Annotated in this window: 20 protein-coding genes; 9 read left to right on the top strand and 11 right to left on the bottom strand. The window is 58.0% G+C overall.

Translation table 11 applies throughout. The features are described from left to right. Positions 1-3: 3 nt before the first annotated feature. The gene (locus AC2FJV_RS16370) at positions 4-1,236 is read left to right on the top strand and encodes an HlyD family secretion protein (RefSeq protein WP_496714092.1); all 1,233 of its coding nucleotides are present in this window, start codon (positions 4-6) and stop codon (positions 1,234-1,236) included. A 15-nt stretch (positions 1,237-1,251) separates the two neighbouring features. Here AC2FJV_RS16370 and AC2FJV_RS16365 read toward each other — a convergent pair whose 3' ends face one another. The 8 genes from AC2FJV_RS16365 to xdhA all read right to left on the bottom strand — a co-directional run bounded on the left by AC2FJV_RS16365 (position 1,252) and on the right by xdhA (position 11,435). Further along, entirely contained in the window at positions 1,252-2,010 is a 759-nt protein-coding gene (locus tag AC2FJV_RS16365; protein WP_496714091.1) for a nuclear transport factor 2 family protein, read from the bottom strand. A gap of 144 nt (positions 2,011-2,154) precedes the next feature. Continuing rightward, the gene (locus tag AC2FJV_RS16360) at positions 2,155-3,228 is read right to left on the bottom strand and encodes a BMP family ABC transporter substrate-binding protein (RefSeq protein ID WP_281973637.1); all 1,074 of its coding nucleotides are present in this window, start codon (positions 3,226-3,228) and stop codon (positions 2,155-2,157) included. 34 nt (positions 3,229-3,262) lie between these two features. Beyond that, a complete protein-coding gene (locus tag AC2FJV_RS16355; RefSeq protein ID WP_142638949.1) occupies positions 3,263-4,183 on the bottom strand; it encodes an ABC transporter permease in 921 nt (306 codons plus the stop codon). Between the two features lie 2 nt (positions 4,184-4,185). Next, positions 4,186-5,268 carry an ABC transporter permease gene (locus AC2FJV_RS16350; protein WP_142638948.1) on the bottom strand — a complete coding sequence of 361 codons (1,083 nt, stop codon included), beginning with the start codon at positions 5,266-5,268 and terminating at the stop codon, positions 4,186-4,188. Positions 5,269-5,303: 35 nt separating this feature from the next. Beyond that, the gene (locus AC2FJV_RS16345; RefSeq protein ID WP_142638946.1) at positions 5,304-6,821 is read right to left on the bottom strand and encodes an ABC transporter ATP-binding protein; all 1,518 of its coding nucleotides are present in this window, start codon (positions 6,819-6,821) and stop codon (positions 5,304-5,306) included. After that, complete coding sequence (gene xdhC / locus AC2FJV_RS16340; RefSeq protein ID WP_271952550.1) at positions 6,818-7,753, bottom strand: xanthine dehydrogenase accessory protein XdhC; 936 nt, start codon at positions 7,751-7,753, stop codon at positions 6,818-6,820. Before xdhC ends, AC2FJV_RS16345 begins: the two co-directional genes overlap by 4 nt. Beyond that, positions 7,753-10,077, bottom strand: a complete 2,325-nt coding sequence (gene xdhB / locus AC2FJV_RS16335; protein ID WP_496714090.1) for a xanthine dehydrogenase molybdopterin binding subunit — start codon at positions 10,075-10,077, stop codon at positions 7,753-7,755. The genes xdhC and xdhB overlap by 1 nt, the downstream gene beginning before the upstream one ends. Beyond that, positions 10,074-11,435, bottom strand: a complete 1,362-nt coding sequence (xdhA, locus tag AC2FJV_RS16330) for a xanthine dehydrogenase small subunit (protein ID WP_496694447.1) — start codon at positions 11,433-11,435, stop codon at positions 10,074-10,076. Before xdhA ends, xdhB begins: the two co-directional genes overlap by 4 nt. Before the next feature lie 343 nt (positions 11,436-11,778). On the opposite strand from xdhA, the gene dnaE reads away from it, so the two are divergent. The 3 genes from dnaE (at position 11,779) to AC2FJV_RS16315 (ending at position 15,955) form a co-directional block, all read left to right on the top strand. Next, the gene (gene dnaE / locus AC2FJV_RS16325) at positions 11,779-15,279 is read left to right on the top strand and encodes a DNA polymerase III subunit alpha (RefSeq protein WP_496694446.1); all 3,501 of its coding nucleotides are present in this window, start codon (positions 11,779-11,781) and stop codon (positions 15,277-15,279) included. An 89-nt stretch (positions 15,280-15,368) separates the two neighbouring features. Continuing rightward, positions 15,369-15,581, top strand: coding sequence for a YMGG-like glycine zipper-containing protein (locus tag AC2FJV_RS16320; protein ID WP_496714089.1), 213 nt, complete (start codon positions 15,369-15,371; stop codon positions 15,579-15,581). Between the two features lie 20 nt (positions 15,582-15,601). Beyond that, entirely contained in the window at positions 15,602-15,955 is a 354-nt protein-coding gene (locus AC2FJV_RS16315) for a hypothetical protein (protein WP_496714088.1), read from the top strand. A gap of 4 nt (positions 15,956-15,959) precedes the next feature. Here the strand turns inward: AC2FJV_RS16315 and AC2FJV_RS16310 are convergent, their stop codons facing one another. Further along, entirely contained in the window at positions 15,960-16,154 is a 195-nt protein-coding gene (locus tag AC2FJV_RS16310; RefSeq protein ID WP_142638896.1) for a SlyX family protein, read from the bottom strand. Between the two features lie 128 nt (positions 16,155-16,282). Here AC2FJV_RS16310 and hisS point away from each other — a divergent pair, with 128 nt between their 5' ends. The 3 genes from hisS to hisG are packed head-to-tail and all read left to right on the top strand — an operon-like array spanning position 16,283 to position 19,548. Then, the gene (gene hisS / locus AC2FJV_RS16305; protein WP_496694444.1) at positions 16,283-17,770 is read left to right on the top strand and encodes a histidine--tRNA ligase; all 1,488 of its coding nucleotides are present in this window, start codon (positions 16,283-16,285) and stop codon (positions 17,768-17,770) included. 3 nt (positions 17,771-17,773) lie between these two features. Further along, a complete protein-coding gene (locus tag AC2FJV_RS16300; RefSeq protein WP_496714087.1) occupies positions 17,774-18,862 on the top strand; it encodes an ATP phosphoribosyltransferase regulatory subunit in 1,089 nt (362 codons plus the stop codon). After that, complete coding sequence (gene hisG / locus AC2FJV_RS16295; RefSeq protein ID WP_496714086.1) at positions 18,859-19,548, top strand: ATP phosphoribosyltransferase; 690 nt, start codon at positions 18,859-18,861, stop codon at positions 19,546-19,548. The genes AC2FJV_RS16300 and hisG overlap by 4 nt, the downstream gene beginning before the upstream one ends. Here hisG and AC2FJV_RS16290 read toward each other — a convergent pair whose 3' ends face one another. Then, positions 19,549-19,980 carry a DUF1489 family protein gene (locus AC2FJV_RS16290; protein ID WP_281973647.1) on the bottom strand — a complete coding sequence of 144 codons (432 nt, stop codon included), beginning with the start codon at positions 19,978-19,980 and terminating at the stop codon, positions 19,549-19,551. Positions 19,981-20,108: 128 nt separating this feature from the next. On the opposite strand from AC2FJV_RS16290, the gene AC2FJV_RS16285 reads away from it, so the two are divergent. Next, positions 20,109-22,391, top strand: a complete 2,283-nt coding sequence (locus AC2FJV_RS16285) for an adenosylcobalamin-dependent ribonucleoside-diphosphate reductase (protein WP_496694443.1) — start codon at positions 20,109-20,111, stop codon at positions 22,389-22,391. A gap of 359 nt (positions 22,392-22,750) precedes the next feature. Next, a complete protein-coding gene (locus AC2FJV_RS16280) occupies positions 22,751-22,957 on the top strand; it encodes a hypothetical protein (RefSeq protein ID WP_496694442.1) in 207 nt (68 codons plus the stop codon). 92 nt (positions 22,958-23,049) lie between these two features. Here AC2FJV_RS16280 and AC2FJV_RS16275 read toward each other — a convergent pair whose 3' ends face one another. Then, positions 23,050-23,337, bottom strand: coding sequence for a hypothetical protein (locus tag AC2FJV_RS16275; protein ID WP_185956726.1), 288 nt, complete (start codon positions 23,335-23,337; stop codon positions 23,050-23,052). Between the last annotated feature and the right edge of the window lie 194 nt (positions 23,338-23,531).

Below are 23,531 nucleotides of genomic sequence, written 5' to 3'. Positions count from 1 at the left end.
GACATGCTTGAAACACTGATGTGCGCGCTGGTTACAGTGCTGCCTGATTATCTGTTCCGCCGCTTTGTGCAGGGAAAACGTTTCGGGCACGAGATCACATTATTCACCATGTGGTACGAGTTGCGCTGGGGTCTGACAACCTGTGCCATTATGGCGCTGACCGTGATCACCACTCTGTTCTATTTTCACCCGGCCAGCAAAACTGCGGCCTCGTATTTCCGCACAGTAACGATCTTGCCGCAACTGGGTGGGCGAGTGTCCGAGGTCTATGTCTCCAACAATCAACAGGTTGTTGCTGGGCAGCCAATCTTCCGGATCGAGGACTTTACTCAGACTGCAATGGTTGAGGCAGCGCATGCGCAGATCGCGCAAGTTCAGGCATCACTGAAAGTTGCGGAGACCGATCTGGCCGAGGCCGCCGCCGGGATCGCGGGCGCAAAAGCGGCGCTGGATCAGGCGCTGGAGGACTTGCAACGCAATACGACCCTGCGGGACGAAGGGTCAAGCGCCGTCCGCCTGGCCGAGATTGACCGGCTGGAAAACCTTGTCGCTGAACGAGAGGCCAAGCTGGTTGCGGCTGAATCGCAACGCGCTGCCGTCGTACAGCAAATCGAAGAGCTGATCCCGGCCCAACTGGCCAGCGCCAATGCGAACCTGGATGCTGCTTTGACCGAGCTGGACAAGACTGTGATCAACGCGGGTGTGACGGGGAGGATCGAACAGTTCGGCCTTCAGGTTGGCGATTACGTCAGTCCTCTGCTGCGTCCAGCAGGTATTCTTGTGCCGTCAAACTCCGGGCATGACCGCTTTCAGGCTGCGTTCAATCAGATGTCGGCGCAGGTTATCAAGCCCGGCATGGTCGGAGAGCTGGGCTGCATGACCAAGCCGTTCACGGTTATTCCGGTTGTGGTGGTCGAAGTTCAGGATGTGATCCCATCGGGACAAATTCGCCCGTCAGACGAGCTCAGAGACGTGCAGTCCAACAAGGTGCCGGGCTCGATCCTGGTTTATTTTGAACCGCTTTATAAGGGCATGGCGGATGATATCCCGCCCGGCAGCAACTGTCTGGCGAATGTCTACACCGATAACCACGAGCGGCTGGAGCATGAAGATTTGGGCTTTTGGCACTCTGCTTTCCTGCATGTGGTCGACACGATCGGCGTGGTTCATGCGGCGGGTCTGCGCCTGCGTTTGATCCTGATGCCGGTGAACACGCTGGTTCTGACTGGGCATTAACGGCCCTTACTTAGATCAGAATTTGCCGTTGTCATTCTTCCACTCGCTACGGGGCGCTATGGTTTCCATAGTGCCCCACTGCTCGACGATCACTCCGTCTGCGACCCGAAACAGATCATAAAAGCTGGTATGTTTTCCGTGACTGGCACCTTCGCTCATGCACAGGACGAAATTCCCTTCTGCCAGCACACGATGGACGCGGTGATACTGAACGATCAACTCCGCGTCTGATCTAGCTTCAAGCACCATGCGATAGGCGTCGATGCCGTCAACACCATCGGGATCGTGTTGTATCAGGTTCGCATCAACAAACGCCTTCATCCGCTCGGTTTTCCGGTCTATCAGGACCGTTTGCGAGAAGTTGTCGACCAATTCCCGGTTCTGTTCGGTTCTGTCAATATCCGTGATTTCAGTTGGCCCATCAAGCATGCCGCGTCCCGAAGCGTTTGGGCCGCGCAGGGGCTGAATGTTATCCCAGTGCTCAACAGCTTTGCTGTCTTCAAATCGAAAGACCTCGAACGCGGCCTTAACTTCGGCAAAATCATATTCGTTATGGGCAAAAGCGAATTCGCCATCTTCAAAAACGCGAATAAATTTAACCTTGGGATTTGTTTTCGACAGGCGGGCAAACAACGTGGCCAGCCCCTCGCTGCCTTCATGGGTCTGGGGATTGTGCTGGATGTATTTTTCTTCGTTGACGACGGCTGCAGCATCGGCATCCCCGGTTTCGATACCTTTCAACAGTTTCTGCAGCAATTCGCGTTTTGAATTCATCTGGTCCTCGTTGATCGGTAGAGCCGCGGATCAATGTGCTTGGCGCTGGTTTCGGGCTATCGAAGATCAAGAGTGGCATAAAACAGGTGGCAAAATCAAAAAGGCCCGCACATGGCGGGCCTTTCTGCGTTATCCTGTGCCGCCTTACTGCGGAATCTCACCTTCCAAGCCTTCGACATAGAAGTTCATGCCGGCCAGTGTACCGTCGTCTGCAGTCTCGCCTTCGGCCAGCCAGTCACTACCGTCCTGCTTTTTCAGCGGTCCGGTGAAGGGGTGGTATTCACCCGCGGCCATGGCCGCTTTCAGCGCCAGTGCCTCTTCTTTGACGTCAGCGGGAACCGCGTCCGAGATTTCGCCGATTGCAACCATGCCTTCGCGGATGCCATCCCATGTATTGGCGCTTTCCCATGTGCCATCCATGACGGCCTGGGTCCGTGCAATATAGTAAGGCGCCCAGTCATCGATGATCGACGAGACGCGCGGGTACGGAGCGTATTCGCTCATGTCCGAGGCCTGGCCGAAAGTGATGACGTTGCCCGCCTCTTGCGCAGCTGCTTGCGGTGCGGTCGAGTCGGTGTGCTGCAGGATAACGTCCGCGCCCTGTTCGATCAGAACAGTGGCGGCATCTGCTTCTTTCGCCGGATCGAACCAAGTGTAGGCCCAGATGATCTTGAACTCGACATCCGGGTTGACCTTCTTGGCGTGGATATAGGCCGAGTTGATTCCGCGGACCACTTCGGGGATCGGATAGGACCCGATATAGCCAACAATGTTCGACTTGGTCATTTTGCCCGCGATATGGCCCTGTACCGCACGACCTTCATAGAAACGTGCCGAATAAACCGAAACGTTGTCGGCTGTTTTATAGCCGGTCGCGTGTTCGAACTTCACGTTCGGGAATTTCTTGGCCACGTTGATGGTCGGATCCATGTATCCGAACGAGGTGGTAAAGATCAGGTCTGCACCTTCCAGCGCCATCTGGGTCATCACCCGCTCTGCATCCGGGCCTTCGGGCACGGATTCAACAAACACGGTTTCGACCTTGTCGCCGAACTCTTCTTCAACCGCCAGACGGCCCTTGTTATGTTCATAGGTCCAGCCGCCGTCGCCCACCGGGCCGACAAATACAAAGCCGACCTTGGTTTTGTCTTCAGCTATGGCAGTAGTTGCCAAACCCAGCGCCATGGCGGCGCTTGCCAGAAATGTAGTAATTTTCATGTGTTACTCCCCAAGTTGGTTCAGTTGTCCCCGTCTAATGCGAGGCATGGAATATCCGGCCGAGTGAGGCAGGTGCGCTGCTTTTGTCGGCGGAAAGGATCACAAGCACAAGGATCGTGATGATGTAGGGCGACATTGCCAGATACTCGACCGGGATGGCAACGCCCGCTGCCTGCAAATTCAGCTGCAACACGGTGATACCGCCGAACAAATAGGCACCCAGCAGGGCGCGCCATGGCTTCCAACTGGCGAAGACGACCAAGGCCAGGGCGATCCAGCCGACACCGGCTGTCATGCCCTCGGTCCACTGTGGCACCCGGATCAAGCTGATATAGGCCCCACCCAGCCCGGCACAGGCACCGCCGAACAGGATCGCCATGATGCGGATCTTGATCACCTTATAGCCAAGCGCATGTGCCGCATCGTGGTTTTCACCTACCGCGCGCAGGATCAGTCCGACGCGAGTGTATTTAAGCGTAGCCCAGACGGCCGCTGTCAAAGCGATGCCGACATAAAGGATCGGGTCATGCTGAAACAGGATCGGGCCAATCACCGGAATATCGCTGATCACCGGGATATGGATATCGCCCATGCTGGGGGGTTTGACCCCCACATAGCTTTGACCGAGCAGGGCGCTGAACCCTAAACCAAACAGAGTCAGCGCCAGGCCGCTGGCTACCTGATTGGCCAGCGCCACCTGCGTCAGCAGCACAAACAGCAGGGACAGTACTGCACCGCCTATGGCCGCGGCGACAAAGCCCAGCCAGGGCGACCCAGTCTCGACCGAGATCGCAAAACCGCTGATCGCGCCAACGATCATCATGCCCTCTACGCCAAGGTTCAGAACTCCTGCTTTTTCGACGACCAATTCACCGATCGCGGCCAGAAGCAGGGGAGTTGCAGCCACCATCAGTGACGCGACCAGAAGTACGGGATTAATCTCACCTAGGTCCATGATTACGCCACCTCGCTACGGGCCGCACGGATGCGGTAGTTGGTCAAAAGGTCGAAGGCCAGCAGGAAGAACAGCAGCATCCCCTGGAATACTTGAATAGCCGCGGCAGGAAGACCCATTTGGGACTGCGCAATTTCACCACCGATATAGGTCAACGCCATTAGACCACCGGCTAGCAGGATGCCCACCGGATGCAGTCGACCCAGAAAGGCCACGATGATCGCGGTAAAGCCATAGCCGACGTTAAAGTCGATGCTGACAACACCCGAGGGGCCCGAGACTTCGAACATCCCCGCCAGCCCGGCCAGTGCGCCTGACAGGCCAAGACAGAACAGGATCAGTCGTGCTGGGTTTACCCCGGCGAATTTGGCTGCGCGCGGGGCCTCACCCGTCAGGCGGATGTGAAAGCCCAGCATGTGCCGGTTCAGCAGGATATAGGAAAAGATCACGGCTATCAGTGCGGTCACAACGCCCCAATGCATCCCCGATCCTGCGATCAGCTCGGCATTATGCGCACTCTCATAGGATTGCAGATTGCGTGAACCCGGAAAACCGAACCCTTCGGGGTTTTTCAGTAGTCCCAGCGAGACCGAGGCCATCATCTGTTCAGCCACATATACCAGCATCAGCGAGACCAGAATTTCATTGGTGCCAAAGCGCACCTTCAGAAAGGCCGGAATAGAGGCCCAGAGCCAACCGCCAAGCGCACCTGCCATCACCATGATCGGAAAGACATACCAGGCATCCAGCGGGTAAAAGGCCAGCCCGGCCCCCGCACCAAAGATGGCGCCCATGATATACTGACCCTCGGCGCCGATGTTCCAGATACCGGCGCGGAAGCCTAACGACAGGCCAATCGCAATCAGCACCAACGGCGCGCCCTTCACCAGCAGCTGCGGGCGGTAATAAAAGGCGAATTCACCGAACAGAGGCTCCCAGAAAATGGTGCCGATGGCCTGAACCGGGTTTTTACCCAGGACGGCAAACAATATGCCGCCAAACAGCATCGTCGCCAATACCGCCACAAGCGGGGTCGCATAAGACCACGCCTTGGACGGCTGTGGCCGTTTCTCCAATACAATCATCTGCTCACACCCCCGTCGTCATATTTTGTTTTGCATCAGACATGGGCTACCTCCATGCCATGTGCACCGCCCATCATCAGGCCGATCTCATCCACGGTCAGACCCGTGGTTGTGCGTGGCGCGCTGAGCCTGCCTTCGTTCAGGGCGGCAAAGCTGTCCGAGATTTCCATCAATTCGTCCAGATCCTGGCTGATGCAGACCACCGCCGTGCCCTTGGCGGCAAGGTCCAGAATGGCCTGTCGGATCGACGCAGCGGCAGCGGCGTCCACCCCCCATGTGGGTTGGTTCACGACCAGTACATCGGGGTTCTGCAACACTTCGCGTCCGATCACGAATTTCTGTAGGTTGCCGCCTGACAATGACCGGGCCGCATTCTCGGGCCCTGGCGTGCGCACATCAAAGGCGCTGATGATCTTTTCAGCAAAGCTTTTGGTATCTGCCCATTTCAAGAACCCGTTGCTTTCCAACCCTTCGCGGACCGATCCGGTCAGCAGGGCGTTTTCGGTCAGGCTCATGTCTGGGGCGGCTGCATGTCCCAACCGCTCTTCGGGGGCGGTCAGTACGCCCAGCTTGCGCCGTGCGGTTGGGCCCAGTTTGCCAATCGGCTGGCCATCGAACTTGATCGCATCGGCAGCTGTCTGGATTTCGCCAGACAGGACACCCAGCAGTTCGTCCTGTCCGTTGCCGGCAACACCGCCAATTCCCAGCACTTCGCCTTTGCGAACTGTCATGTGGACATTCTTCAGCGCGGTGCCGAATTCAGACGGTGAGGGCACGGAAAGCCCGCTGACATCCAGCGCGACCTCGCCGAACTCGCGGCCTCCGCGCTCAGGTGTTTGCAGGGTTGAACCGACCATCAACTCGGCCATCTCCCGGGCCGAGGTTTCAGACGGAACGCATTCGCCCACATTCTTGCCCAAACGCAAGATCGTAGCGTGGTCGCATAGGGTGCGGATTTCTTCAAGCTTGTGCGAGATATACAGGATCGATGTGCCTTCAGACCGCAATTTATTCAGCGTTTCGAAAAGGATATCGACTTCTTGCGGAGTCAGAACACTGGTTGGTTCGTCCATGATCAAAAGCTTTGGATCCTGCAGAAGGCAGCGAATGATCTCAACCCGTTGGCGTTCCCCCGCAGACAGGTCGCCGACTGTACGAAAGGGGTCCAGCGGTAGGCCGTAGGTTTCCGAAACTTCCCGAATGCGCGAGGCCAGGTCGCCCATTGGCGGCGGGTTCTCCATCCCCAATGCGATGTTCTCGGCCACGTTCAGCGCGTCGAACAGCGAAAAATGCTGAAATACCATCGCGATTCCGTCAGCACGCGCGGCGCGCGGCTCGGGCGGAGCAAAGGGTTGGCCACGCAACAGCATGGTGCCGCTGTCGGGCTTCACCAAGCCATAGATCATTTTGACCAGCGTGGATTTTCCCGCGCCGTTTTCGCCCAACAGGGCATGAACTTCGCCCTCACCGATGTCAAAGGACACCTGATCATTGGCCACGACGCCGGGATAGGCTTTGGTCAGTCCTTGCAAACTTAGCAGTGGAGTGGTCACGCGCTCAGATCCTTCTTCAAATTGTTTTGCCCGATCGGGCGCAGCAGTTGTGATGCGACGCCCACGGCAATCATCTGCGGGTGCTTGCCCAGGCCCGGGTCGCCAATCGGGCAGGTGATCCGGCTGATCCGCTCGGGCGAGTGCCCCAGCGCTGCCAGCCGAGACCGGAACCGCGCCCATTTCGTAGCCGAGCCGATCAGCCCCGCAAAGCGGAAATCGTGCGAAAGCAGACGGTTGCACAATTCCAAGTCCAGATTGTGTGAATAAGTCAGCACCAGATGTTCAGCATCACGCGGCGCATGCCGAACCAGCTCCGCTGGTTTCGCGGCAGGGACGGCGGTGACTCCGTTCGGTACGGTTTCTGGAAACCGCTTGGATCCTGTATCGACCCAAGTGATTGCGAGATCGGGCAGCGGTGACAGGACATCCACCAGGGCGCGACCGACGTGACCCGCGCCCCAAACCCACAGTGCACGCGCTGGTTTGTGGACCGGCTCGACCATCCAGCCTTCGATCAGCTGTGCCTCTGGTGCAATCCCCTGTCCGCGGGCTTCGGTCAACAGGCGTTTGACCGACAGTGGCATGTCCTGGTTCGATGTTGGGCGCGCGATGATGCTGTCGTCCAGATCGTTGATGTTGTTGCGGTCATAGACCTCGCTTAGCAAGGAAACAGCGCCACCGCAGCACTGGCCCATGTCGGGGCCAAGCGCGTGATGGGTCAGGCGCGATTGGGCGGTTTGTATCCGCGCCGCTTCGGCTGCCTGAAACTCAAGTGTGCCGCCACCGATCGTGCCGGATTGCCCGTCCTGCCAGACCAGCATTGCGGCACCAACCTCGCGTGGGGACGAGCCCTTGATCCCGGCGATGACTACCCGGATCACGCGCCCATGGGTTTTGACCGCCTCCCTCAAAGTCTCAAGGTCAAATCCCATCAGTCGTCCCCCTTCATCCTTTGGACACCATGCCAGACTTCTTCTGCCGTGGCGGGGGCATCCAATGCGGGGTAGCCGTTTCCGCAGGCCGCCACCGCATTCGACAGTGCCAGCCAGGCGGATATCCCAAGCATGAATGGAGGTTCGCCTACTGCTTTCGAGCGATAGATCGTGTCCTCACGGTTTTCAGCCTCCCAAAGCGCAACGTTGAAGATGTCGGGGCGGTCGGAACAAGCCGGGATCTTGTAGGTCGATGGCGCATGGGTGCGCAGATTGCCTGTGCCATCCCAGACGAGTTCTTCGGTCGTCAACCAACCCGCGCCCTGCACATAGCCACCTTCGACCTGACCGATATCCAGCGCAGGGTTCAGCGACGCGCCCGCGTCATGCAGGATATCCGTGCGCAAGATGCGGTTCTCACCGGTTAGTGTGTCCACGGCAACTTCGGTGATCGAGGCGCCATAGGCGAAGTAGAAAAACGGACGACCTTGGCCTTTGATCCGGTCCCATTCGATCTTGGGTGTCTTATAGAAGCCGGTGGCCGAAAGGCTGATGCGGCCCTGATAGGTCAGCGCAGCCGCTTCGGCAAAGGTATAGCGTTCCTCACCAACCGATACATGACCATCCCCGAAGGTGACAGCCGACGGGTCGGCCTGATGTCGCTCGGCCAGATACTCTGCCATCCGGTCGCGGATCGTGTCACAGGCGGCTTTCACCGCCATACCGTTGAGATCGCTTCCCGAGGATGCCGCCGTTGCCGAGGTGTTCGGCACTTTGGCCGTGTCTGTGGCGGTGATCTTCACCATCTCTAGCGGAATACCAAAGCGTGAGGCGGCAACCTGGGCCACTTTTTGAAACAGCCCCTGGCCCATCTCGGTACCGCCATGGTTCAGGTGCACGGACCCGTCCTGATACACATGCACCAGCGCGCCGGCCTGATTCAGATGGGTCAGGGTGAAGGAAATGCCGAACTTGACCGGAGAGAAGGCGATGCCCTTTTTGATCACGCTGTTCTCGGCATTCCATTTCTGAATTGCTGCCTTGCGCGCGGCATAGTCGCTGGAATTCAACAAGGCTTCGGTCATGCCGTGAAGTTCGAAATCTTCGACTTCCATGCCATAAGGGGTGGTGTTTGGCGTATCGCCGCCACTGCGATCAGGGGCATGGTCATCGGTACCCGCCGGGGCAGCGTAATAGTTCCTGCGGCGCAGCTCGACCGGGTCCAGACCCAACTCATGCGCGGCGTGGTCCATGACGCGTTCGATTCCAACCATACCCTGAGGGCCTCCAAACCCCCGATAGGCGGTGGCAGATTGGGTGTTGGTTTTCAGCCGGTGACTTTCGATCCGCGCATTGGGCAGCAGATACGCATTGTCGGAATGCAGCATCGCCCGGTCCGCGACGGGCAGCGACAGGTCTTGTGCCCATCCGCATATGGCGTGGTGCAGAAAGGATACCCCCTGAATATGCCCGTCCTGATCGAACCCGGCCCTATAGCAAATGCGAAAGGCATGCCGCTTACCGGTGATGATCATGTCGTCATCGCGGTCATAGCGCATCTTGCAGGCTGTGCCGGTTGCCCGCGCAGCCACTGCGCAGGAAACAGCCAGAGCGTTGCCCTGGCTTTCCTTGCCCCCGAACCCGCCGCCCATGCGCCGGGTTTCAACGCGCACAGCATGCATGGGAACACCCAGAGCCTCTGCCACTTTGTGCTGAATCTCAGTCGGGTGCTGGGTCGAGCTATGGACCAGCATATCAGCACCCTCATTCGGCACCGCCAGTGCGGCTTGACCTTCCAGATAGAAATGCTCTTGCCCGCCAAGCTCAAAACTGCCTTCGATCACATGCGCCGCGCCTGCGATGGCGGCGTCTGCATCACCTTTGGTGTAGATGCGCGGGCCGTCCTCGAACCGACTGTCGGCGGCCAGCGCCTCTTCAATCGTCAGAATTGGCGTTTCTTCAGCATAGTCGATCTTGCCCAGTCGTGCAGCTTTGCGCGCGGCCAGATGGCTGGTGGCGACAACCAGAAATACGGGCTGCCCGATATAGTGGACAGAGCCGTCCGACAACAAAGGTTCATCGTGAATGGACGGTGAGACATCATTCGCAAAGGGCAGGTCTTCGGCGGTCATCACCATGACGACACCGTCGGCGGCCTTGACTGCAGACAGGTCAATCGCGGCGATTGTGCCCTTGGCGATGGGGCTGAGACCAAAGGCCAGATGCAACGTGCCTTTTGGTGTTGGGATATCGTCCACATAGCGGGCCGAACCGGAGACATGCAGCGGCGCGGCGTCATGAGGCAGTGGTTTTGTCACGCTCATGCCGACACCTCCAGCACATTGGTTGCCTGGCCCTGATCTTCAAGGAAATAACGCTCCAGCATCGCTTTCGCCGTCTCAAGGCGGTAATGAGCCGAGGCGCGCATATCTGACATTGGCGCGTAATCCTCGGCAAACATCGTCAGAGCGGATTGAACGGTAGCAGCCGTCCATGGCTTGCCGGTCAACGAAGCTTCGACTTGAGTGGCGCGTTTCGGAACGCCCGCCATGCCGCCAAATGCGATGCGCGCCTGAGTGACGGTACCTTCTGCAACGGTAATGTTGAAACACCCACAAACGGCCGAAATATCCTGATCAAACCGTTTGCTGAGCTTGTAGCATTTCAACCGATCCGCCTGGCGCGGGAAGCTTACGGCTTCGACGAATTCTCCGGGTACGCGATCCTGTTTTCCATAGTCGATGAAGAACTTTTCCAAGGGCAGCGTTCGCCTTGTGTCGCCTTTGCGCAGGTGCAGGCTGGCGCCCAGGGCAATCAGTGCAGGCGGGTTGTCACCGATTGGTGACCCATTGGCGATATTACCGCCTACGGTTGCGGCGTGCCGCACCTGTACGCTGGCATAGCGGCGGATCATTTCAGCATAAGAGGGGTGCAGATCCCCCAGCGCTTCGCCCATGCGGTTCATATCGACCATGGCACCAAGGCGAATTTCATTGTCAGTAACCGTGATCTGTTTCAGATCATCGCAACCGTTCATGAAGATTACTGTTTTCAGGTTGCGCAACTGTTTGGTGACCCAAAGGCCTACATCGGTCGCGCCAGCGACCAGGGTGGCCTCTGGGTGTTCGGCATAAATGGCGGCAAGCTCGTCCGAGGACCGCGGCAGCATAGGAGACGCGGCGGGTGCTGCGTCAGGCTTGTCCTTGACCCAGACGGGAACAGGGTGCTTTTCGACGGCTTTGGCGGCACGGATAATCGGCGCATAGCCCGTGCATCGGCACAGGTTCCCGGCCAGCTGTGTGTCGTGATCGGTTGCACCATTCGCATGCCCGGCCACCATCGACATTACAAAGCCGGGGGTGCAAAAGCCACATTGCGACCCGTGCAGATCAACCATTGCCTGCTGTACCGGGTGGGCCTTCCCGTCCGGGCTGCTGGCGCCTTCGACGGTGCGCACCGCTTTGCCGTGGAGCTGAGGCAGGAACAGAATGCAGGAGTTCAGAGCTTTGGCTCCTCCCTGATCCGTCACCATGACAGTGCAGGCACCGCAATCACCTTCGTTGCAGCCTTCTTTGGTGCCGGTCAGAGAGCGATCCTCGCGCAGCCAATCCAACAAGGTGACTGTCGGATCGACATTCGCCAACTCCACTGTCTCTCCGTTCAGAAGAAACGTGATATCCATTCGTGAAACCCGTCGCGTTACCGAATTGCGCCTCTGAATGCTCTCCTTCGATGCGACGTAGAAAGAGTGCGGGCGGATAGCTTGCCACTAGATGTTAGAAACAGCGCAGCCAATCTGGCAAGAAAAACCGCGCTTCTGATGTATCATTTCATTGGTCCGATCCTTGTGTTTCATGTGGTTTCGATGTTCATCACATTGAAAATAAAAGGTTTTGTAGCATGTTTCACCCTCAGAGTCCGAAGCACCTTATGGATTTCCCGAACAATCAGCGCCTGTTTTTTTGGCAATCCGAACCTAAGGTTCAGGCTTTTGTACCATCACTGGCTGCGATAGCGTGGGCGGCATGAGCAGCACTCCACGATTCATCCACCTCCGCGTTCACACCGAATATTCCCTGCTGGAAGGCGCCGTGCGGCTGAAAAAGCTGCCTGGTCTGTGTGAAAAGCTTGAGATGCCCGCCGTCGCCGTCACGGACACCAACAGCATGTTCTCTGCGCTGGAGTTTTCGGTCACCGCCAGCGGGGCGGGTGTTCAGCCGATCATGGGGTGCCAGGTCGACCTGACCTACCTGCAGGCGCAACCGGGCGAGAAAGCGAAAGCCCCCGCGCCGCTGGTGCTGCTGGCGCAGTCAGAGGTCGGGTATGAAAACCTAATGAAGCTCAGCTCTTGCCTGTATGTGGACAAGGGCGGGCAGTTGCCGCAGGTGACATTGGATGAACTGACAGAGCGCTCGGATGGTCTGATCTGCCTGTCTGGCGGCCCCGACGGACCGGTGGGTCGCTTGTTGCAGCAAGGGCAGCGCCCAGCGGCCGAGGTCTTGGTGGATCGCCTTGCAACCATGTTCCCGGATCGTCTGTATGTCGAATTACAGCGCCATCCAGGCGAGGGTGGTCAGCCCGAGGCCGAACGTCTGACCGAGCGCGGCCATGTTGAAATGGCCTATGCCAAGAACCTTCCGCTGGTGGCTACCAACGATGTCTACTTCCCGACCACGGACATGTACGAAGCGCATGATGCGTTGATCTGTATTGCCGAGGGCGCTTATGTCGATCAGCAGGATGGCCGCCGCCGTCTGACCGCACAGCATTATTTCAAGTCGCAGCAGGAAATGGCGACCCTGTTCGCCGATCTGCCCGAAGCAATCGAAAACACGGTCGAGATCGCCAGGCGCTGTGCGTTCATGGCCTATCGCCGCGATCCGATCCTGCCGAAATTCGCCGATGACGAGGTGGCCGAGCTGCGCCGCATCGCCAATGAAGGTCTGCAGAAACGTCTGGCCGTGATCCCGCATGCGGTAACCCCTGAAGAGTATCAGAAGCGGCTGGATTTCGAACTGGACATCATCGAGGGCATGGGGTTTCCCGGTTATTTCCTGATCGTTGCCGATTTCATCCAATGGTCAAAGGATCAGGACATCCCGGTTGGGCCGGGGCGGGGCTCGGGCGCGGGGTCGCTGGTGGCCTATGCGCTGACGATCACCGACCTTGATCCGTTGCGTTATTCGCTGCTGTTCGAACGTTTCCTGAACCCTGAACGGGTATCGATGCCTGACTTCGATATCGACTTCTGCATGGACCGCCGCGAAGAGGTGATCCGCTACGTGCAGCAGAAATATGGGCGCGACAAGGTTGGGCAGATCATAACTTTTGGCGCGCTGCTGTCGAAGGCCGCCGTGCGTGACATCGGGCGGGTTTTGCAGATGCCATACGGGCAGGTGGATCGCCTGTCCAAGATGATCCCGGTCGAAGGGGTGAAACCCGTCTCGATTGAAAAGGCGCTTAAAGACGAACCGCGTCTGCGTGAAGAGGCGCGTAATGAAGAGGTTGTGGACCGTCTGCTGACTTATGGCCAGCAGGTCGAGGGGCTGTTGCGAAACGCGTCGACCCACGCGGCTGGTGTGGTGATTGGCGACCGTCCGCTGGATGCGCTGGTGCCGCTGTATCAGGATCCGCGTTCCGACATGCCTGCGACCCAGTTCAACATGAAATGGGTAGAACAGGCCGGGCTGGTCAAGTTCGACTTTCTGGGTCTGAAGACACTGACCGTGATCCAGAATGCGATGGATCTGATCTTCAAATCCGGGCGCGACCTGCACATCGCTGCTGACGGAACCGAGCTGTACGAAGCCGCCGAGGGGGCGGCGAACCAGATTAACGCCATCCCGCTGGATGATGAAGCGACTTACAAACTCTACTCAGCGGCCAAGACCGTAGCGGTGTTCCAGGTGGAATCCTCGGGCATGATGGATGCGCTCAAGCGGATGAAACCGGATTGTATCGAGGATATCATCGCCCTCGTCGCGCTATACCGTCCGGGCCCGATGGAGAACATCCCCAAGTTCTGCGAGGTCAAGAACAAGCTGAGCGAACGGGACACGCTGCACCCTTCCATCGACCATATCCTTGACGAAACCCAAGGCATTATCGTCTACCAGGAACAGGTTATGCAGATCGCTCAGGAAATGGCGGGCTATAGCCTTGGCGGAGCGGATTTGCTGCGCCGCGCGATGGGTAAGAAAATTCAGGAGGCGATGGACGCAGAGCGGCCTAAGTTCCTCAAAGGCGCTGCTGAGAATGACGTGGACGAGGCTAAGGCGACCGAGGTCTGGAACCTGTTGGATAAATTCGCCAACTATGGCTTCAACAAATCCCACGCTGCCGCCTATGCCGTGGTCAGCTATCAGACCGGCTGGTTGAAGGCGAACCACCCGGTCGAGTTCATGGCCGGGGTCATGAACTGCGATATCCATCTGACTGACAAGCTGGCGGTTTACTTCGAGGAAGTCCGCAAAGGGTTGGAACTGCCTTACATACCGCCCTGCGTGAACCGCTCGCAATCCACGTTTGACGTGGTGGATCAGCATCTGGTTTACGCGCTGGGCGCGTTGAAAAACGTCGGCGTTGAGGCGATGAATTTGGTAGTAGAAGGACGTGCAGGCAAACCGTTCGTCAACCTCTTCGACTTTGCCCGCCGCGTTGATCTGAAGAAGGTCGGCAAGCGGCCCTTGGAAATGCTGGCGCGTGCTGGCGCGTTTGATGAACTCGACAAGAACCGCCGCCGCGTCTTCGAAAGCCTTGATCCGCTGGTGCAATATTCAGCTGCGATCCACGATCAGAAGAACTCGAACCAGGTATCGCTGTTCGGCGAGGCGGGCGACGACCTGCCCGAGCCACGCCTTTCGCCGACGCCGGACTGGTTGCCTGCCGAGCGTTTGAGCGAAGAGTTCAAGGCCATCGGATTTTACCTGTCCGGCCACCCGCTGGATGATTATATGCCTGCCCTAAAACGCAAGCAGGTACTGACACTGGATGAGGTGATGGAAAAGGCACGCTCGGGTCCGCTGATCGCCAAGATGGCCGGTGTAGTGGCTGGGCGGCAGGAACGGAAATCTGCGCGCGGAAACCGGTTTGCCTTTGCCCAACTTTCTGACCCTACAGGTGCCTATGAGGTCACACTGTTTTCCGAAACGCTGGAGAAATCCCGTGAGTTTCTGGAAACCGGTGCACAGGTGGTGCTGACCGCCGAAGCAACGATGGAGGCCGATCAACTCAAACTGCTAGGCCGGTCCGTCGGGCGGGTAGATGCGGTCGTGGCCGAGGCAGGGGCGACCGGGCTGCGCATTTTTGTTGATCAGTCGCAGGTTCTGCCCACAGTTGCCAAAGTTCTGGAAGATGCCGCTGGCGCAGCCAAGGGGGCTGCGAAAGGGCCTATCCATCTGTGCCTGCTTGATCCTGGCCTGCCGGGAGATGTCGAGATGGACCTTGGCCAGGAATTCCCGATCAACCCGCAGATCAAAGGGGCGATCAAGTCGCTGGACGGCGTGATGTCGGTCGAGGAAATCTGACCGCCCCTGAAAAGTTGCCTGACATTCGCCCGCCGGATAGTCTGAAGACAGAATGAGATTTTCTGGTGATGCCGCAGGAGGGCAACCATATGACGATCCCACATTTAGGTTTTCGAACATTGATATTGGCCGCGTCGATGGCCTTGGTCACCGCCGGGTCGGCGGTGGCGGACGACAAGAAGAAAAAGAACACCATCGAAGGCGCGTTGATCGGGGCGGGCGTCGGTGCTTTGATTGGTGATGGCAAGGGCGCGGCAATCGGCGGCGTGGCCGGGGCCTTTATTGGACATAACTGGAAATGACTGCGATGCGTTTGACCCAAATGAAAACCGCTCTCGCAAGCCTGTGCATGATCGTTCCGGGCATGGCCATCGCAGACGAAGCTGCTGAACAAATGGTTCAGGACGCATTGCCCGTCATGTATCATACCTGTGCAACGGTGGTTGAAGAGTCGGACGGTGATGAGACCTATATCTTTGCGGTTGTCGAGAAGATGACAGCACTGTCGATCTATAACCGCCAGATTGATATCAATGATCACGCAAGCACGGACGAGGACAAAGCGAAACTGAGCGAGACCTTCATAGCCGCATTGAGAGAGGGCTGCGCCGAGGACCAGCATGCCCTGTTGGGCGGGGTTGTCGACAATGCGGTGAAAACGACGCTCGGCTTGTAATCGCTCAATAATGCGGCGGGCGTTCGTCTCCGAGGATGATGCCGCCTGATCCTTCTTGTGCCCGTTCACCTTCGCGGCGCATCAGCACCTCAACCCGGCGGGTCAAGTTGTCGATCTCATCCTGCTGGCGCGTGACGATTGTGTTCAGATCTTCGACCGTGCGGGTCAGATGGGCGATTTGCTCTTCCAGATGTTGCATTGGAAACTCCTGTCTCGCGCCGGTCATAACGGCACCGGCTGTGCAAGGCCAGCGAAAGCGCGCCTTGCCCCGAAACGGGCCATGGGATAGACCGCGCGCGGAACACTTAACGCCCAAGGACGCCCCAAATGGCCAAGCCCAAGAAACAGCCCCGCCCCAAGGCCGTAACGCCGAAGGGGTTTCGCGACTATTTTGGCGAGGAAGTCACGCAGCGCACCGAGATGCTGCGGACTATCGCGGGTGTCTATCATCGCTATGGCTTTGATGCTTTGGAGAGCAGCGCGGTCGAAACGGTCGAAGCGCTGGGCAAGTTCCTGCCTGACGTGGATCGCCCGAACGAAGGCGTCTTTGCCTGGCAGGAATTCGATGAGAACGACAAAGGCGATTGGATGGCCCTGCGCTATGACCTGACCGCGCCATTGGCCCGCGTCTATGCGCAACACCGCAACGATCTACCGACACCTTATCGCCGCTATGCGATGGGTCCGGTCTGGCGCAACGAAAAGCCAGGTCCAGGGCGGTATCGCCAGTTTTATCAATGTGATGCGGATACGGTGGGTACCGCATCAATGGCGGCGGATGCCGAGATTTGCGCCATGTTGTCGGATACGCTGGAAACCGTGGGCATCCCGCGCGGTGACTATCTGGTGCGGGTGAACAACCGCAAGGTTTTGAATGGTGTGCTCGAGGCGATGGGCCTGGGCGAAGACGCCGCCGCCCGTGACAGCGTGCTGCGCACCATCGACAAGTTCGATAAGGTGGGCGAAGCAGGCGTACGCGAATTGCTGACCAAGGGTCGTCTGGACGCGTCAGGTGCCTTCATCGACGGCGTGGGTCTAAGCGATGATCAGGCAGAACCGGTCATCGCCTTCCTGACCTCCAAAGCTGCAGATACCGCAGGAACGCTGGCCAATCTGCGTGCCGCCGTGGGTGACAGCCAAATCGGTGCGGATGGCATTGGCGAACTGGAACAGATCGGGACCTTGCTGGAAGCCGGCGGCTATGGCGCGGATCGGATCGAGATTGACCCATCGGTCGTGCGTGGGTTGGGCTATTACACCGGTCCGGTCTATGAGGCCGAGTTGACCTTTGATATCTTTGACGAGAAAGGCCGCAAGCGGCAGTTCGGCTCTGTCGCAGGCGGCGGGCGCTATGACGATCTGGTCAAGCGTTTCACTGGACAGGAAGTGCCCGCGACCGGTGTCTCCATTGGTGTCGACCGCCTGTTGGCTGCTCTGCGCGAAAAGGGGCGGATCAGCGCACAGGCCAAGGGGCCGGTGGTTGTCACCGTGATGGATCGCGACCGCATGGCGGATTATCAGGCCATGGTGGCCGAGCTGCGCAATGCAGGTATCCGGGCCGAGGTGTATCTGGGCAACCCCAAGAACTTTGGCAATCAGCTGAAATATGCGGACAAACGGAACTCACCCATTGCGGTGATCGAAGGCGGCGACGAAAAGGCGAACGGGATCGTGCAGATCAAGGACCTGATCCTTGGTGCCAAGATCGCCGAAAGCGCCACGCTTGAGGAATGGAAAGAACGCCCCAGCCAGTTCGAGGTGCCGCGCGGTGATCTGGTCGCCAAGGTGCGCGAAATTCTGGACAATCAGGACTGAGCCATGGCCAACCGTACTCAGATACAGGCGCGCGCCGCGATGATGCGCGTGCGTTTCGAGACCGCAGGTGCCCGGGTTGTTGATCCGCCTCTGTTGCAACCGGCTGAAACGTTGCTGGACCTCTATGGGGAAGACATTCGCGCCCGTGCTTACGTGACCTCGGATGCGCTGCATGGTGAACAAATGCTGCGCCCGGATTTCACGCTGCCGGTGGTGCAGATGCACATGTCCGACGGTGCCGAACCGGAGCGCTATACCTACTTGGGTGAGGTGTTTCGAAGGCAGGAACACGATCCGGATCGAGCGAATGAATATATCCAGGTCGGGTATGAGGTGTTTGATCGAACCGATCCGGCCAGTGCCGATGCCGAAGTGTTTTCGCTGTTTGCGCTGCAACTGCGTGGGTTGCCCCTGCGGGCGGCAACCGGAGATATCGGTATCCTGACCGCTGCTGTCCAGGGGCTGAGGACTTCCGACCGGCGCAAGGCGGCCCTGATGCGCCATCTGTGGCGGCCCCGCCGTTTTCGCGTCTTGCTGGACCGTTTCGCTGGGCGCAAGCCGGGGCCTGAAGGACGCAAGACCTTACTCGAGGCTGCTGACCCCTTGGCAACCGACGCGCCTATGATCGGCAAGCGTCGCGCCTCTGAAATTCAGGCGCGGATCGAAGCCCTGCGTGAGGATCGTGATACCCCACCGATTTCCGACAACGAATTGGCCGGGTTGGAAACCCTGCTGAACGTCCGCGAAACCATGCCCTTTGCGCTTGAACAGCTGCGCGACGTGGCGGTGGACTTGCCGCAGATCACCCCGGCACTGGACCGGCTTGAGGCGCGGATCGCGGCCTTGCAAGCGCGCGGCGTGGATGTGGACAGGTTGGATTTCGAAGCGTCTTATGGCCGGACCTCGATGGAGTATTATGACGGGTTTGTCTTTGGTTTCTACGCCGAGGGCCGGCCGGATTTGCCACCCATTGCCACTGGGGGGCGCTATGATGCACTGACCCGCCACTTGGGCAAAGGGGCAGAAATCCCTGCAGTTGGCGGCGTGCTGCGCCCGGACCTGATGCTGGAGATTGAGGAGGACGCCCAATGAGCCTGAAACTGGGCGTGCCTTCAAAGGGCCGGTTGATGGAAAAGACCTTTTCGTGGTTCGAAAAGCGCGGCATCACCCTGTCTCGCAGTGGGTCGGACCGCGAATATGCCGGTAAGGTGGAAGGGATCGAGGGTGTCTCGCTGATCCTGTTATCGGCGGGGGAAATTCCGCGTGAATTGGCTGCTGGTCGCATTCATCTTGGCGTCACCGGAATTGATCTGGTGCATGAAAAACTGCCGCGCTGGGAACAGCAGGTCGAAGAAGTATCTCCGCTTGGGTTTGGCAAGGCCGATCTGATCATCGCTACGCCAGCCTGCTGGGTCGACGTGGACACGCTTGATGACCTTGACGCGGCGGCAGCGGCTTTTCGCAAGACCCACGGCCACCGCCTGCGGATTGCCACCAAATACCACCGGTTGGTGCGTGAATTTCTGACAGATGCGGGCGTGGCCGATTATACGCTGATCGACAGCCAGGGGGCGACCGAAGGCACGGTAATGAATGAAACCGCCGAAGCGATTGCCGATATCACGTCAACGGGGGAAACTCTGCGCGCCAACCACCTGAAAATCCTGACAGACGGGCTGATCCTGCAATCGCAAGCAACCCTATGGCGCAGCCGGGTGGCCAAGTATACGGACGAAGACAAGGATGTTCTGACTGAGGTGCTCGACCGTCTGGCCTGATTACAGCACGCCGATATCCGCCAGCGCGCGGTTTAGATCATCGGGCAGGGCATCGTCCTGCGCGCGGGTTTTTGGCAGATCGGCGGGGGTGTCCTCGGGCTTGAGATAACGCCACCCCTGAAAGGGGCGCTTCAGGGCGTTCTGGGTGCGATGAACCTCAGGATCCAGAATAATGGCGCAGCGGCGAATGCCGTCATCCCCGATCACTTCGTCCATTCGTAGGATGCGCTGACGGCATTGCACAACGCCTTTGATCACCCAATAGATTGATCCGCCATTCAGAATCTCTGCCTCGCGTTTGGGCCACATGCGTGTCACGTGGCGCGGCAATCCGTCCTCGTAAAGAGGCATGCGACTCTCCTGCCATGCGATCAGCGTGTCGACGCTTTCTGATCCGACGGACAGTTTTATGAGGTTTACGTACTTATCCACAGCTTTCCCACAGAGTCGTCCCAAGGCTACCTTTATATTGTAGCCTTCTGCACCGCTTCATCAAGGTGTTGTGGTGAAGGTGCGAATTGGGCTAATCTGGATACCTCTTTCAAGACAGGGAATCACCAATGAGCCGCTTTGCCGCCCCCATCGCCGAGCAGATCTGGGACATGAAATACCGCTTTAAACAGGCGGATGGAACGCCCATAGACCAAACGGTTGAAGACAGCTGGCGCCGTATCGCTCGCGATCTGGCCCGCGTGGAACAGGACCCTGCTCATTGGGAAGACAAGTTCTTTGAGGCGTTGGAGGATTTCAAATATCTGCCCGCCGGACGCATCACCGCCGGTGCGGGCACTGCACGCCGGGTGACCCTGTTCAACTGTTTTGTCATGGGAACCATACCAGACAGCATGGGCGGTATTTTCGATATGTTGAAAGAGGCCGCCCTGACCATGCAGCAGGGTGGGGGGATCGGCTATGATTTCTCAACCATTCGTCCGCGTGGGGCGGATGTACACGGGGTGGCCGCGGACGCCTCGGGGCCGCTGAGCTTTATGGATGTGTGGGACGCGATGTGCCGCACGATCATGTCTGCGGGGTCGCGCCGCGGGGCGATGATGGCGACCATGCGCTGCGATCATCCCGATATCGAACAGTTCATCACCGCCAAATCCGACCCGGCCCGTCTGCGCATGTTCAACATGTCGGTTCTGGTGACAGATCCGTTTATGGAGGCAGTCAAGGCCGATGGCCCGTGGGAACTGGTGTTTGATGGCAAGGTCTATCACACCATCCAGGCCCGCGATCTATGGAACAAGATCATGCAGGCCACTTACGACTATGCCGAGCCAGGTGTGATCTTCATCGATCGGATCAATGCCGCCAACAACCTCAGCTATGTCGAGACCATCGCGGCGACGAACCCCTGCGGCGAACAGCCCCTGCCGCCTTATGGCGCCTGCCTGCTGGGCTCGATCAACCTGGCGCGTTTGGTGACCGGACCGTTCGAGGATGCCGCTCATCTGGATGAGGCCGCGCTGAAAGAGCTGGTCGCCACCGCCGTTCGCATGATGGACAATGTGGTCGACGCCTCGAAATTTCCGCTGGCCGAACAAGAGGCTGAGGCGCAAGACAAACGCCGCATTGGTTTGGGTGTCACCGGGCTGGCCGATGCACTGTTGATGCTGGGTCTACGCTATGGCTCTGACGAGGCGGCGCGTCAGACCGAGCGCTGGTTGCACGCAATCGCCCGCGCCGCGTATCTGGCGTCGGTCGATTTGGCAAAGGAAAAGGGGGCGTTTCCCTTGTTCGAAGCCGAGAAATACCTGGCCAGCGGCACAATGCTGCAGATGGATGACGACGTACGCAATGCGATCCGCGAACACGGCATCCGCAACGCGCTGCTGACGTCGATTGCCCCGACGGGGACGATATCCCTGTACGCGGGCAACGTCTCTTCGGGGATCGAACCGGTCTTTGCCTATGCGTATACGCGCAAGGTCCTGCAAAAAGATGGCTCACGCACCGAAGAAGAAGTCGTGGATTACGCCGTTCAGATGTGGCGCGACAAGTTTGGTGATAAGGACCTGCCCGACTATTTCGTCAACGCGCAGACGCTGCCTCCGTCTGATCATGTCAAGATGCAGGCGGCGGCACAGAAATGGATCGACAGCTCGATTTCCAAGACGATCAACTGCCCCGAGGATATCAGCTTTGACGCTTTCAAAGATGTCTACATGCAGGCCTGGGATCAGGGCTGCAAAGGGTGCACGACCTATCGCCCCAACGATGTGACGGGGTCGGTTCTGACCGTATCAGAGAGTGCCGACAAAGCTCCTGGAGAAAGTGCGGATGCGCCGCACGAGGTTGATGGCGGTGATGTCATCTATATGTCCGAACCGCTGGACCGCCCACAATCGCTAGAGGGGTCAACATATAAGTTGAAATGGCCCGACAGCGAGCATGCGATTTACCTGACCATAAATGACATCGTCATTGGCGGCCGCCGTCGTCCGTTCGAGGTCTTCATCAACTCCAAGAACATGGAGCATTACGCATGGACGCTTGCGCTGACCCGCATGATCTCGGCCGTGTTCCGTCGGGGCGGTGATGTGTCCTTTGTGGTCGAGGAACTCAAGGCGGTGTTCGACCCGCGCGGCGGGGCCTGGGTGAAAGGCAAATACATCCCCTCGATCCTGGCCGCGATTGGCGGAGTGATCGAGCAGCACTTGATCAATATCGGCTTCCTTGAGGGCGAAGGGATGGGGCTGAAATCCGACCCTCAGGCGCAAGTGGTCAACCTCGACGGCCCCCGCGGCAAAGCCTGCCCGTCCTGCGGTCAGTTCGACATGGTGATGATCGAAGGATGCATGACCTGCCGTAGCTGCGGTCACTCTAAATGCGGGTGAGCTGAAGTAGTGGATTCTGTTGTTGGTACACCAAGCAATTGAGACCCAAATCAGCGATTTTTTCGCCCAAAGACAAGGTCTTTGTCGGCCAAGTATCAAAATCCCCTTGTTATCATAGGGGCGGGAAAGCGTTTGATTTTCTTAACAGATGCTTTCTCAGCCAGTATCAATAGTACGAAGGTATTGACGTGCGTCCGGCAATAGGGCTGTTTCATTCTATGACGACATCACAGCATATCTTTCTCATACGATTTCTCTGATCTGCCCCTGTTAGGGCCGACCGTTGGCTGCTTCTCAATTCTACTCTTCTTCGCACGTTGTCGGTCGGTTTTTCTCACTGGATAGATGAGGGAACTGCTATGAAGACCATCAAACTCCTACTCGCCACTGATCCCAATTTTAAAAAAGATGCTCTTATGCATCGGTTCACTGAATATTTGAAGAAATTGCGCAAAACGCGGCTAGCCAGAGAATTCATCGGAGACGATGAACATTCGGTCGATCTCGGCGGAGATGATTTCGATAAAGTTGCTCGCGAACTATCGGATGGTGTCGCGCTAACTTGAGATGACAAGCGGCGCATCAAAAATCTAGTTCAGCGCATCCCAAAACACAGGGCTGAAGCCTCAGGTCTTAGGCATCCTTCGGAGAAAGAAATCTAACGACTGCGCCCACTAATGAATGAGGTTCGCTTGGTGGAGCCGAGAGACGAGCACTGGGTGGACGAGACAGTATCTTCTTTACATGAAGAAATGCCGTGGATGTCTGCCGACACCAATGAGGGCTGGCACGCGTTGCGGCGCATCTCTAGTATCAAAGATACAATCTCGTTGCCGAAGGACAGGTCCGTGTACATATAGTCGGTGAGAAAGCTCCATTTCCCGTTACTGGCGGCAAAGGCTCCCATAAAGGCAAAGTCCAGATTCTCAAGAGCGTCGCCAAACATGAGTGCGCCCTTGATCTGCCCTGAGGGTGTATCGATTGCGGTTTTGGTCTCGGGCGCGAACAGGTAGATCGTTGCCTCGTAGTTCCAGTCAGTATTCTGAGCAGACGCGGGCCCGGATGCCGGCAACTGCCGGCACGATTGCGGTCAAGATCGTTTTCATAGGCAGTGCCTTTTGAGCTAATGTTTCATTGTGT

It is taken from the genome of Ruegeria sp. CDSA241 (assembly GCF_059611265.1).
Note: the sequence above shows the minus strand (reverse complement) of the source record. Positions and strands in the feature narration are given on the sequence as shown.